Raw genomic sequence first — 12,420 nt, 5'->3', positions numbered from 1 at the left:
TTTCATAACTAAATGCTGATCGTTCTCTCGCCCGCCAAGTCCCTCGACCTCGAATCGCCACCCACCACGCAGGAGCGCTCGACGCCCCGCTTCATCGACGATGCCGCCGAATTGATCCGCGTTCTCAAGCCGAAATCGCCGGCCGAGATCGGCGCGCTGATGGCGATCTCGGACCAGCTGTCGGTGCTGAACGTGACCCGTTACGCCGACTGGCACCCGGACCACGCCGCCGCGCGCCAGGCCATCATGTCGTTCGACGGCGACGTCTATACGGGCCTGGCTGCGCGCACGCTCGGCAAGCAGGCGCTCGGCTATGTGCGCGACCGCGTGCGCATCCTGTCGGGCCTGTATGGCGTGCTGCGACCGCTGGACGCCATGCATCCGTACCGCCTGGAGATGGGCACGCGCCTCGCGAACCCGCGCGGCAAGGACTTGTATGCCTTCTGGGGCGAGCGCGTGACGGCCGCGCTGAACGCGGACCTGAAGGACGCGGGATCGTCCGTCCTCGTCAATCTCGCCTCGGAAGAGTACTTCAAGTCCGTCAAGCCGAAGCTGCTGGACGTGCCCGTGGTCACGCCCGTGTTCGAAGACTGGAAGAACGGCAAGTACAAGATCATCTCGTTCTTCGCCAAGCGGGCGCGCGGGATGATGGCGCGCCATGCGGCCGAGCAGGGCATCACGGACGTCGAGCGCCTGAAGGACTTCGACGTGGACGGGTATGCGTACGACGAGGCCGTGTCGACGGACAAATCCTGGGTGTTCCGCCGGCGCATCGAAGGCTGACGACGTCGAAAAATTCGGGGTCAGAGCACTTTTTTGCGCAAGGTCCGCGAAGCAAGTTCTGCGCGTGGCGCCGGGCGCGAACGTCCACGGAGGGCGTGCACGCGCGCAGAGCGTTGCCAGAGCAACTGGTTGCCGGACATTGATCGGAAATGTGCTCTGACCCCGAATTTTGCGCCAGGGGCGCGAAAAAAAGCCCGCTTCCGCGGGCACTGTTGTTACTGCACGGCGTCTTTCGGCGCCGGTTTCGGGCCGGCCTTGGCCCAGAACTTCCACCACGGCGCGTCGCCCGAACCCTTGCCGCCCATGAAGCGGCTGTTCGGGTAGTTCATGGTGAAGATGCGCTGCGTGTCGTCGCGCAGGTCGAACATGCCCAGCTTGTCGTAGGCGCGAATCATGATGAACAGTGCTTCCTCGCGCGCCGGGGCTTCGCTGAACTGGGTCACGGCGCCCTGGGCGCGGTTCAGCGCGGCCAGGTAGGCGCCGCGGCGGTAGTAGTAGTTCGCCACGTGCACTTCGTACTGCGCCATCGCATTGATCAGGTAGTTCATGCGGGCGACCGAATCCGGCGCGTATTTGCTGTTCGGGAACTTGTCGACGAGTTCCTTGAACGCGGCAAACGCTTCGCGCGTCGCCTTCGGGTCGCGCTCGGTCGGGTCCTGGGCGTAGATGAAGCTGAGGAAGCCGATCTGGTCGTTGAAATTGATCAGGCCGCGCAGGTAGTACATATAGTCGACCTGCGGGTGGTTCGGGTGCAGCTTGATGAAGCGTTCGACGGCCGCCAGCGCCTCGGCCTGGTCCTGCGCCTTGTAGTGCGCATAGGCGATTTCCATCTGCGCCTGGGCGGCGTAGGTGCCGAACGGATAGTTGGATTCGAGGCGTTCGAACAGCTTGATCGCGGCTTCGTAGTGGCCGCCCGCCATTTCCTCCTGCGCGTCAGCGTATAATTTCGATGCTGACACGTTCTTGTTTTCGTCGGATCTTTCCGGTAACAAACCGCAAGCTGACAAACTGAGCAGAACGCTAGTCACGACTATTACAGACAATTTTTTTTGCATAAGCTCTTAGTGCAAGAAAGTTTTACCGAGATTCAACGAACGGCTGATTATAGCCGATGGGACTGACGTGATATTAACTGCTGCGCCGAATTCGGCGGAAAACCTTTTCGACCCCGACCTGGATGAGGACCTCGACGCCGAGCTCGATGCCGGCACCGGTGGCCCTGATTACGCCCCGATCACCCTGGAGCTGGTCCCCGAACACTGCGGCCAGCGGTTGGACAAGGTCGTGGCCGGGTTGGTGCCCCAGTTCTCGCGCAGCCGCCTGCAGCAATGGTTCGACGAAGGCCACATCACCGTCGACGGCAAGCCGGCGAAGGGCAAGAGCACGGCCTATGGCGACGAGACGGTCACCGTCGTGCCGCAGCCGGCGCCCGAGGACACGGCCTACACGCCGGAACCGATGGCGCTGAACATCGTCCACGAGGACGACGCCATCATCGTCATCAACAAGCCTGCCGGCCTCGTCGTGCATCCGGGCTCGGGCAACTGGTCGGGCACCCTGCTGAACGGGCTGCTGCATCACTGCCCGCAACTGGTGTCCGTGCCGCGTGCCGGCATCGTGCACCGCCTCGACAAGGACACGAGTGGCCTGATGGTCGTCGGCAAGACACTGGAGGCGCAGACGGACCTCGTGCGCCAGCTGCAGGCGCGCACGGTGAAACGCGAATATTTCGCGCTCGTGTGGGGCACGCCGCGCGCCTACGGCACCATCGACTCGCCCATCAGCCGCGACGCGAAGGACCGGGTCAAGATGGCCGTGTCGAACAGCCCGTCGGCGAAGCCGGCCATCACGCACTACGAACTGCTGGAGACGGGCGAGCTCGACCGTCGCCCGGTCAGCCTCGTGCAGTGCCGCCTGGAGACGGGCCGCACGCACCAGATCCGCGTGCACATGCAGTCGCTGGGCTACAGCCTCGTCGGCGACACCGTGTACGGCAAGCAGCACCTGCGTTCGTTCTTCCACCGCCAGGCGCTGCAGGCGCGCCGCCTGGGCCTCACGCACCCGGCCACCGGCGAGCACATGGAATGGGTCGTGCCGCTGGCCGACGATTTCGCGGAACTTCTGGAACAGGCCGGGATCGAAGAACCGGAAGCGATCTGATGGTGGAATCCGATCTGCAGGACGCCGATCTGATCCACCCCGCGACCCAGTGGCCCGATCTGCCTGACGCGTTCGGTGCCTTGGCCACGACGCGGCGCGGTGGCGTCAGCATGGGCCCGTACGGCGATGGGCGGGACGGTGGCGGCCTGAACCTGGGCCGGCACGTGAACGACGATCCGGAGGCCGTGCAGGCCAACCGGATGCGTCTGCGCGCGCGCCTACCGGGCCCGCCCGCGTGGATCGCGCAGGTGCACGGCCCCGACGTCGTCGACGCGGCGACCGTCCAGCCGGGCGGTCCCGTGCTGACGGGCGACGCGAGCATCGCGACGGTGCCGGGCGTCGTCTGCGCCATCCTCACGGCCGACTGCCTGCCCGTGCTGTTCGCGGACCTGGGCGGCAAGGTCGCGGGCGCCGCGCATGCGGGCTGGCGTGGGCTGGCCGGCGGCGTGCTTGGTCAGACGGTCGCGGCCATGCGCGCGGCCGGTGCGGGCGAGGTCACGGCCTGGCTGGGGCCGGCGATCGGCAGGGATGCGTTCGAAGTGGGCAGCGACGTGCTGGCCGCCTTCGAGGCCGCGTTGCCGGGGCAGGTGGCCGATGCTTTCCGGCCGTATGCGGGGCGTCCGGGCAAGTATCTGGCGGACATGTATTTGTTGGCGCGTCGCATGCTGGCCCGCGACGGGATCACGCGCGTCCATGGCGGCGACCGCTGCACGGCGACCGAGACCGACTGGTTTTATTCGTATCGCCGCGACGGCGTGACTGGCCGGCAGGCCAGCCTCATCTGGTTGAAATAAGGGCGGGCCGTTCAGCGGCCTCCATCGTGGCCGTGCCCGGCCGCAGCGCCATCGGCGCCGGCCGCATGGCCGGCCGCGGGCACGACCGGTGTCCCGTCAGCCGTCCGCAATGCCGCCTGTGCCGCGCGGGCGCGCCGCCGTCTTGATCCCGCAAGGTAAAAAACGATTGAGAATGGCAACACGCCATAGCCGAAAAAAGTCATAATGCCGCCAACCACAGTCGGCTCCGTCGCCGCCATCAGGGTTACGACGTACATCCATCCTATGGCTACGATCCACATGCGATGCTCCGGTTGCTGTCGATAAAACGATTCTACACAATGGACGCCTTATGAATACGCCTGATGCTACCCCGCAGATGCTTGCCGCACCCTGGATGGCGCCGTTTGCGCAATTCACCGATCCCTCCGCCTGGCAGTCCTGGATGAAACTCCCCGACGGTGCCGACGGCTCGGCAGCGTTCGCACCCGTGGCCAAGATGCTGGGCGATATCGGCGCCGGGCTGTCGCAGGGCAGGCTGGAAGCGCTGCGCAACGATTACCTGCAAAAGGCGATGAAGCTGTGGCAGGAGTTTGTCACCGGCAAGCTGCCGTCGTTCAGCGACCGCCGCTTTTCCGCGCCCGAGTGGACGGCGAACGCGATGTCCGCGTACAGCGTCGCGTCCTACCTGCTGAATTCCGAATTCCTCATGGCCCTGGCCGAGGCCGTCGAAGCGCCGCCGCGCGACAAGCAGAAGATCCGCTTCGCCGTCCAGCAGATCGTCGATGCGATGTCGCCCGCGAACTTCCTCGCGACGAATCCGGAAGCCCAGCAGAAAATCATCGAGACCAAGGGCGAGAGTCTCACGAAGGGTCTGCAGAACATGCTGGCCGACCTGCAGAAGGGCCGAATCTCCCAATCGGACGAGTCCGCATTCGAGGTGGGCCGCAATGTCGGCATCACGCCGGGCACGGTCGTGTTCGAGAATCACTTGTTCCAACTGATCCAGTACACGCCGACGACGCCGACCGTGCACGAGGTGCCGCTGCTGATGGTGCCGCCGTGCATCAACAAGTACTACATCCTCGACCTGCAGCCGGAGAATTCCCTCGTCCGCTACCTGGTGGAGCAGGGCAATACGGTGTTCATGCTGTCCTGGCGTAATCCGGACCAGAGCCTGGCCGGCACGACGTGGGACGATTACGTGGAGCAGGGCGCGATCCGCGCGCTGGACGCCACCCGCGCCATCACGGGCCAGGACAAGGTGAACGTGTTCGGCTTCTGCGTGGGCGGCACGATCGCCGCGACGGCGCTGGCCGTGCTGGCCGCCCGCGGCCAGAAGCCGGCCGCCAGCCTGTCGCTGTTCACGACGCTGCTCGATTTCTCGGACACGGGCGTGCTCGACGTGTTCGTCGACGAAACCCAGGTCAAGCTGCGCGAACAGCAGCTTTCCCGCGGCGGCCTGATGCCGGGACGCGACCTGGCGACGACGTTCTCCGCGCTGCGTCCGAACGATCTCGTGTGGAACTATGTCCAGCAAAACTACCTGAAAGGCAAGACGCCGCCCGCGTTCGACCTGCTGTACTGGAATGCGGACAGCACGAACCTGCCGGGTCCGATGTATTGCTGGTACCTGCGCAATACCTACCTCGAGGACAAGCTGAAGGTGCCGGGTGCGCTGACGGTGGCGGGCGTCAAGGTCGACCTGGGCGCCATCGATTGCCCGACCTTCCTGTACGGGTCGAAGGAAGACCACATCGTGCCCTGGGAGGCGGCGTTCGCGTCGATGGGGCTGCTGAACCCGAAAAAGCCGAAGAACAACCATTACGTGCTGGGCGCGTCGGGCCACATTGCCGGTGTGATCAATCCCGCGTCGAAGAACAAGCGCAGCTACTGGGTCAACGAGGGCGGCAAGACGCGGCCGAAGACGGCGGCCGACTGGATGGCCGGCGCCGTCGAGAAGAAGGGCAGCTGGTGGCCGGAATGGGCGAAGTTCCTGGTCGAACACGGCGGCAAGGAGGTCGCGCCGCCCGCACAGCCGGGCAATGCGCAGTATCCGGCGATCGAGCCGGCGCCGGGCCGGTACGTCAAGGCCAGGGCCGATTGAAGGGACCGCTAACATATGGCGAAAGAAATCATTCAGTTGCTCAGCGAATAATTGCTGCACCTGCGTTCGCAACGTGGTATTTTTAGCGGATATCCTCTTGGAATCGGAGACGCCGCGGGAGATCCCCGCGGTCGCCGCATAATAAATGCGCTTCGGCGCTGTACATGGAAATGAGATGAGTAGTGTCAAAAAAAGCACTGAACGCCTGATCAAGAAGTATCCGAACCGCCGGCTGTACGACACCCAGACCAGTTCTTACATCACCTTGTCCGACGTGAAGCAACTCGTCCTCGATTCCGACGAGTTCACGGTCGTGGATGCCAAGACGAACGAAGACCTGACCCGCAGCATCCTCCTGCAGATAATTCTCGAAGAGGAAGCGCACGGCGTGCCGATGTTCTCCAGCGGCGTGCTGTCCCAGATCATCCGCTACTATGGCCACGCGATGCAGGGCATGATGGGCTCGTATCTGGAAAAGAACGTGCAGGCGTTCACCGACATCCAGAACAAATTCGTCGGCTCGGCCACGGGCGCGATGGAAGGCAAGCCGTTCAGCACCGAGATGTGGACCCAGTTCATGAACATCCAGGGTCCGATGATGCAGGGCATGATGAACAACTACATCGACCAGAGCAAGAACCTGTTCCTGCAGATGCAGGAGCAGATGCAGAGCCAGAGCAAGGCGATGTTCGGCGCGTTCCCGTTCGGGGTGCCGCCGGAGAAGAAGTAACGTTTGCACGTCGTCCCCGCGGAGGCGGGGATCCAATGTTGCCCGCATTGCGGCAACGCATGAAAAATTCGACCCCTGCCTTCGCCGGGGCGGCGTACAGAGGGCGCGGGCTGCAAAGACATTCGCTGTATGCGACATGGTCGTCGATTTCCCTCCGCCCCCGCTTCCTGTACAATCGCGGATTGCCCTGAATTTTTGCCGCAATCCGACAATGCAAGAACTCCGCCGTAACCCTCTTCCCGCCACCTCCGACGCTGCCGGCACCGCCGTGCCGCCGAAGGTCGGTTTCGTCTCGCTCGGCTGCCCGAAGGCGCTCGTCGACTCCGAACAGATCCTCACGCAGCTGCGCGCGGAGGGTTACGAGACCGCCAAGTCGTATGCCGGCGCCGATCTCGTGATCGTCAACACCTGCGGCTTCATCGACGCGGCCGTGCAGGAATCGCTGGATGCGATCGGCGAGGCGCTGGCCGAAAACGGAAAAGTGATCGTCACGGGCTGCCTCGGCGCCAAGAAGGATGCATCGGGCAGCGATATCATCACCAAGGTGCACCCGAAGGTGCTCGCGGTGACCGGTCCGCACGCCGTCGCCGAAGTGATGGAGTCCGTGCACACGCACCTGCCCAAGCCGCACGATCCGTTCATCGACCTCGTGCCGGACCACGGCGTCAAGCTCACGCCCAAGCACTACGCCTACCTGAAGATTTCCGAAGGCTGCAACCACCGCTGCAGCTTCTGCATCATCCCGTCGATGCGCGGCGACCTCGTGTCGCGCCCGATCCACGATGTGCTGCAGGAAGCGGAGAACCTGTTCAAGGCGGGCGTCAAGGAACTGCTGGTGATCTCGCAGGACACGAGCGCGTACGGCGTGGACGTCAAGTTCCGCACCGGCTTCTGGAACGGCCGCCCGGTCAAAACGCACATGACGCAGCTGACGGACGCCCTGGGCCAGATGGCGAAGCAGTACGGCGCGTGGGTGCGCCTGCACTACGTGTACCCGTACCCGCACGTGGACCAGGTGATCCCGTTCATGGGCGAGAACGTCGTGCCTTACCTCGACATCCCGCTGCAGCACGCGCATCCGGACGTCCTGAAGCGCATGAAGCGCCCGGCCAGCGGCGAGAAGAACCTCGACCGTATCCAGGCATGGCGCAAGATGAACCCCGACCTCACGATCCGCTCGACGTTCATCGCCGGCTTCCCGGGCGAGACGGACGCCGAATTCGAATACCTGCTGGACTTCCTGAAGGAAGCGCAGATCGACCGCCTGGGCTGCTTTGCGTACTCGCCGGTCGAAGGCGCGACGGCGAACGAGATCGCGAACCCGGTGCCGGACGAAGTCAAGGAAGAGCGCCGCGCACGCGTGATGCTGCTGCAGGAAGAGATCTCGGCGCAGCGCCTGCAGGCGAAGGTCGGCAAGACGATCCGCGTCCTCGTCGACGAAGTGGGCCCGCGCGAAGCGGTCGGCCGCTCGGCAGCGGATGCGCCGGAAATCGACGGCGTCGTCCACATCAAGCGCGCCCTCACGCCGGGCAAGGCCAAGCCGGCGGTGGGCGAGTTCATCGAGGTGGTCGTGACGAAGGCGGATGCGCACGACCTGTGGGCGACGGTCGCCTGACCGCCATACCTTGATACGTCGTCCCCGCGAAGGCGGGGACCCAATTTGGCGCTGACGATACGCTTGCAACTTGGGTTCCGGCCTCTGCGGGGACGACGGCATATCCATGGAGTATCCGACGTGACGAAGAAGTCGATCGAGACCACGCTCACGCACAGCGACTACCGCCCGCCGGCCGGCTTCGCCGCATACCCGACGCCGATCCATCACGCGTCCACGGTCCTGTTCAAGGACGTGGCCAGCCTGCGCTCGGGCGACTGGCGCAGCAAGCAGGCCTATACCTACGGCCTGCACGGCACGCCCACGACGTTCACGCTGGAAGCGCGCCTGGCCGCCATCGAAGGCGGCACGCATTGCCTGCTGGCGCCGTCCGGTCTCGCCGCGATCTCGATGATCCTGCTGGCGCTGCTGAAGTCGGGCGACGACGTCCTGCTGCCCGATAACGTCTACAACCCCACGCGCGAGCTGGGACGCTGGCTCGCGAGCGACTTCGGTGTCTCCGCGCGCTTCTACGATCCGCTCGTGGGCGCGGGCATCGCGGACCTGATCCAGCCGAACACGAAGCTGATCTGGACCGAGGCGCCGGGCTCCGTGTCGATGGAAGTGCCGGACCTGCCCGCGATCTGCGCGGCGGCGCACGACAAGGGCATCCTGGTCGCGCTGGACAACACATGGGCCGCGGGCCTCGCGCTGCGCGGCTTCGACGTCGGCGCCGATATCGTCATGCAGGCGCTCACCAAATACCAGTCGGGCGGCTCGGACGTGCTGATGGGCGCCGTGATCACGCGCGATGCGGCCATCAACGACCGCATCGCGATGTCGCACATGCGCCTCGGCATGGGCGTGGGCGGCGACGATGCCTACCTGGTGCTGCGCGGCCTGGAAACGATGAAGCTGCGCTTCGACGCGCACGATGCCTCCGCGCGCAAGGTGGCGGCGTGGTTGAAAGGCCGTCCCGAAATCGCGAAGGTGCTGCACCCGGCATTCGAGGACTGCCCCGGCCACGACGTGTGGAAGCGCGATTTCACGGGCGCGGGCGGCTTGTTCTCCGTCGTGTTCGATGCACGCCATGCGGGCGAGCAGGTGGACCGCTTCGTCGACGCACTCGCGTTGTTCGGCATCGGGTACAGCTGGGGCGGAACGCACAGTCTCGCCGTGCCGTACCGGATGCAGGGCATGCGGCGCGACTGGCCCGACACGGGCCCGCTCGTGCGCTTCAACATCGGCCTCGAAGGCACCGACGACCTGATCGCGGACATCGAGCAGGCCCTCGGCAAACTGTAAGCACGCTTGGTGGGCTCGGGGAGCCCACCCTACGGACCCGATCGCGTAGGGTGTGCACCCTGTGCCCACCGATCGATTCTAGACCGGCATCGCGCGGTTGTTGTTCAGGTCGAGGAACCCGCGGATGATCCGGTACGCCATCCACACCCACGCAATCCCCCAGATAACGAAGGGGAAGACGACGGTAAACCACAACAACGCGCCCAGGACCATCCACAGCGCGTAAAACCAGAACGACCGGATCATCCACGTGTGGTGGCTGTAGACCATCGTCCCGGCCGTGTCCGGCCGCCGGATGTAGTTGACGATCAGCACCAGGATCGACAGCGTGCCGAGCGAAAAGAAAAACGTGAGCGCATGGGCGACGTACAGGATGCGGGCGAACTGCTTGGCATCCTCGAGGCCGCGTTCGTAGACGAGTTCCTGGGCCATGACCTCTCCTGGTTCTAGATTGCCATTACGATAACCGATCGATCGCTCAGGCGGCGCGCGCGTTCTGCTGCACCCAGGCGACGAGGCGGTTCGCATCCATTGCCCCGGCCTGGCGCGCGATCTCGCGCCCGCCCTGGAACAAGGCGATCGTCGGGATGCTGCGGATGTTGTAGCGCGCCGCGAGATCCTGCGACGCTTCCGTATCGACCTTCAGCAGTCGCACGTGCGGCTCCAGCCGGCCGGCGGCCTGCGCATACGCGGGCGCCATCATGCGGCACGGGCCGCACCACGCGGCCCAGAAATCGACGAGCACCGGAATGTCGTTGCGCCCGACGTGCTTGTCGAAGCGGGCGGACGACACGTCCGTGGGCTGGCCGGTGAACAGCGCCTTCGCGCATTTGCCGCAGACGGGCTGGTCGGCCAGGCGCGCGCCGGCGACGCGGTTGACGGCGTCGCAGTGCGGACAGACGATGTGCAGGGACTCGGCCATGGTGGTGTTTCCTCCTGATTGCGATTGATATTGTATGCCCGGTGGCGCGTGCGCCGTCGATCATGCCGTTCGACTTAGAATCGGATGCCGGGCGGATGCCCTCCAACATGGGTCCAGATGAGCGAATTGCAATCCACGGCAGTCAATCGGCCCCTGATCGGCTGCGCCGGCTGGGGCCTCAACAAGGACGTGGCGGCCGACTTCCCCGTCGAAGGAAGCCACCTCGAGCGCTACGCGGCCGTGTTCCCAGCGGTCGAGATCAACTCGTCGTTCTACCGGCCGCACCAGCCGCGGACGTACGCCCGCTGGGCCGCCAGCGTGCCCGACGCCTTTCGTTTCTCCGTCAAGCTGCCGAAGGCGATCACGCACGAGGCGAAGCTGCGCGACGCGGACGAGCTGCTCGACCGCTTCGTCCGCGAAGCCGGCGAACTGGGACCGAAACTGGGCTGCGTCCTCGTCCAGCTGCCGCCCAGCGGCGTGTTCGATGCGGAGACCGTCGCCGGTTTCCTGCCGCGCCTGCGCGCTCGCTTCCCCTGCATGCTGGCGATCGAGGGACGCCATCCGACGTGGTTCGGCGACACGGCGACCGCGCTGCTGCGCGAGCACGGCGTCACGCGCGTGATGGCCGATCCGCCCGCCGGCCAGCCCGGCCCGCACGCGCCGACGACGGCGTCGACCTACATCCGCCTGCACGGCGCGCCGCGCATCTACTACTCGTCCTATCCGCCCGAATTCCTGCGCGAGGTCGAGCAGCGCATCGTCGCGATGACGCAACCCGGCGCGGACCTCTGGTGCATCTTCGATAACACGGCCGAGGGCCATTCGGTGCCGAACGCACTGGAGGTGCTGCGCGGCGTGGACGAATCATGGTCAGCGCGACGTTCCGCTTCTACGGCGAACTGAACGACTTCCTCGCGCGCGCGCGGCGCGGACGCTCCTTCGCGACGCCGTGCGCGCGTGCCGCCACGGCCAAGCACATGATCGAGGCGCTCGGCGTGCCGCACACGGAGGTGGAGCTGGTGCTCCTGAACGGCGAGCCGCGGGGACTGGACGACATCCTGGAAGAGGGCGACCGCATCGCCGTCTACCCGCGCTTCACTGCCTTCGATGTGGCCGACGTGGCGCGGCTGGACCAGCGTCCGCCGGGCCGCGTGCGCTTCGTCGCGGATGCGCATCTCGGCGGTCTCGCGCGGCTGTTGAGAATGGCGGGGTTCGACACCATCTACCGCAATACGTTGAACGACGCCGAAGTCGAAGCGATCGCGCTCGATGACGGACGCGCCGTGCTGACGCGCGACCGCGAACTGCTGAAGCGCCGCGGCATCGCGTACGGCTGCTACGTGCGGGCGTTGAAGGGGGAAGCGCAGTTGCGTGAAGTGGTCGAGCGCTTCGGCCTGGCCGAGCGCATGCGCCCGTTCACGCTGTGCCTGTCGTGCAATGCGCCGTTGCGGCCCATCGCGAAGGCGGAGGTGAGGGACCGGCTGCCGCCGCGCGTGGCGGCCACGCAGGACGAGTTCAGCACATGCGACTGCTGCCACGGCGTGTTCTGGAAGGGCTCGCACTGGCAGCGTATGGCGGGCGTATTAAATGAGATACACTGCTTTCCCGGACGAGCCATCCGTTGACAGCGTGACCCCATGTTGCAACAAGTACCGATACCCATCCGCACCGAATGCCCCCCCGGCGCCTGCGTCTGCGAGCGCGAGATCCTGCTCGCCGATCCGGAGGCGGACCTGCGCCCGTTGCGCCTCACGCGCACGGAAGAGCAGAAACTGCTCGAGCGCATCGGCGCCGTCGCCAGCTACGACGAACTCAAACGGCTGCAGGAGCGCATCCGCGCCAACCTCGGCGTCGAACTGAAGATCGCGCCCGGCCCGAACGAGGTGCGCACGTTGCGCGGCATCCTCATCGTGCTGGAAGACCGGCCGGGCCTGTGCAAGAAGGTGCGCCAGTCCGTGCCGGCGGCCGTGCGCAGGGTGCTGGAACGCCATCCCGAGATCACGTACGCGATCCTCGATGCGCACGATTTGTTCGGGGCGCCCTGAC

The 12,420-nt window shown here is 65.5% G+C and carries 14 protein-coding genes; 10 read left to right on the top strand and 4 right to left on the bottom strand.

Annotated features, from left to right (window positions below; all coding sequences use genetic code 11):
* Positions 1-12 precede the first annotated feature (12 nt).
* Positions 13-783, top strand: a complete 771-nt coding sequence (gene yaaA, locus ACL58G_RS22540; protein WP_413388356.1) for a peroxide stress protein YaaA — start codon at positions 13-15, stop codon at positions 781-783.
* 215 nt (positions 784-998) lie between these two features.
* Here the strand turns inward: yaaA and ACL58G_RS22535 are convergent, their stop codons facing one another.
* A complete protein-coding gene (locus tag ACL58G_RS22535; RefSeq protein WP_413343494.1) occupies positions 999-1,838 on the bottom strand; it encodes an outer membrane protein assembly factor BamD in 840 nt (279 codons plus the stop codon).
* 67 nt (positions 1,839-1,905) lie between these two features.
* Between ACL58G_RS22535 and ACL58G_RS22530 the strand changes: the two genes are divergently transcribed.
* Together ACL58G_RS22530 and pgeF are read left to right on the top strand one after the other, a co-directional pair.
* Positions 1,906-2,943 carry an RluA family pseudouridine synthase gene (locus tag ACL58G_RS22530; protein ID WP_413343492.1) on the top strand — a complete coding sequence of 346 codons (1,038 nt, stop codon included), beginning with the start codon at positions 1,906-1,908 and terminating at the stop codon, positions 2,941-2,943.
* Positions 2,943-3,737 carry a peptidoglycan editing factor PgeF gene (gene pgeF, locus ACL58G_RS22525; protein ID WP_413388358.1) on the top strand — a complete coding sequence of 265 codons (795 nt, stop codon included), beginning with the start codon at positions 2,943-2,945 and terminating at the stop codon, positions 3,735-3,737. Before ACL58G_RS22530 ends, pgeF begins: the two co-directional genes overlap by 1 nt.
* Positions 3,738-3,748: 11 nt before the next feature.
* Here pgeF and ACL58G_RS22520 read toward each other — a convergent pair whose 3' ends face one another.
* Entirely contained in the window at positions 3,749-4,018 is a 270-nt protein-coding gene (locus ACL58G_RS22520) for a hypothetical protein (protein WP_413388359.1), read from the bottom strand.
* 50 nt (positions 4,019-4,068) lie between these two features.
* On the opposite strand from ACL58G_RS22520, the gene phaC reads away from it, so the two are divergent.
* From phaC to ACL58G_RS22500, 4 genes are all read left to right on the top strand, one after another.
* Positions 4,069-5,823: a class I poly(R)-hydroxyalkanoic acid synthase gene (gene phaC, locus ACL58G_RS22515; protein ID WP_440963234.1), complete on the top strand. Its 1,755-nt coding sequence runs from the start codon at positions 4,069-4,071 to the stop codon at positions 5,821-5,823.
* A gap of 175 nt (positions 5,824-5,998) precedes the next feature.
* On the top strand, positions 5,999-6,553 hold the full coding sequence (gene phaR, locus ACL58G_RS22510) for a polyhydroxyalkanoate synthesis repressor PhaR (RefSeq protein ID WP_056131689.1): 555 nt from the start codon (positions 5,999-6,001) through the stop codon (positions 6,551-6,553).
* A 211-nt stretch (positions 6,554-6,764) separates the two neighbouring features.
* Positions 6,765-8,168: a 30S ribosomal protein S12 methylthiotransferase RimO gene (gene rimO / locus ACL58G_RS22505; protein WP_440963233.1), complete on the top strand. Its 1,404-nt coding sequence runs from the start codon at positions 6,765-6,767 to the stop codon at positions 8,166-8,168.
* 120 nt (positions 8,169-8,288) lie between these two features.
* Entirely contained in the window at positions 8,289-9,452 is a 1,164-nt protein-coding gene (locus ACL58G_RS22500) for a cystathionine beta-lyase (RefSeq protein ID WP_440963232.1), read from the top strand.
* Between the two features lie 78 nt (positions 9,453-9,530).
* Here ACL58G_RS22500 and ACL58G_RS22495 read toward each other — a convergent pair whose 3' ends face one another.
* Together ACL58G_RS22495 and trxC are read right to left on the bottom strand one after the other, a co-directional pair.
* Positions 9,531-9,884 (bottom strand): DUF4870 family protein, encoded by a 354-nt coding sequence (locus tag ACL58G_RS22495; protein ID WP_413342687.1) that lies wholly within the window; start codon positions 9,882-9,884, stop codon positions 9,531-9,533.
* A gap of 46 nt (positions 9,885-9,930) precedes the next feature.
* Entirely contained in the window at positions 9,931-10,374 is a 444-nt protein-coding gene (gene trxC / locus ACL58G_RS22490) for a thioredoxin TrxC (protein WP_413388363.1), read from the bottom strand.
* 117 nt (positions 10,375-10,491) lie between these two features.
* Here trxC and ACL58G_RS22485 point away from each other — a divergent pair, with 117 nt between their 5' ends.
* From ACL58G_RS22485 to ACL58G_RS22475, 3 genes are read left to right on the top strand one after another with little or no spacing between them, the layout of a single operon-like run.
* Positions 10,492-11,277: a DUF72 domain-containing protein gene (locus ACL58G_RS22485; protein WP_440963231.1), complete on the top strand. Its 786-nt coding sequence runs from the start codon at positions 10,492-10,494 to the stop codon at positions 11,275-11,277.
* Entirely contained in the window at positions 11,241-11,999 is a 759-nt protein-coding gene (locus tag ACL58G_RS22480; protein WP_440963230.1) for a Mut7-C RNAse domain-containing protein, read from the top strand. The genes ACL58G_RS22485 and ACL58G_RS22480 overlap by 37 nt, the downstream gene beginning before the upstream one ends.
* Before the next feature lie 12 nt (positions 12,000-12,011).
* On the top strand, positions 12,012-12,419 hold the full coding sequence (locus ACL58G_RS22475) for a hypothetical protein (RefSeq protein ID WP_413345765.1): 408 nt from the start codon (positions 12,012-12,014) through the stop codon (positions 12,417-12,419).
* The last annotated feature ends 1 nt before the right edge of the window (position 12,420 follow it).

This window comes from Massilia sp. GER05, from assembly GCF_052056005.1.
Classification (GTDB): Bacteria; Pseudomonadota; Gammaproteobacteria; order Burkholderiales; family Burkholderiaceae_D; genus Telluria; species Telluria orientalis.
This window is presented reverse-complemented; position numbering and strand designations above follow the sequence as displayed.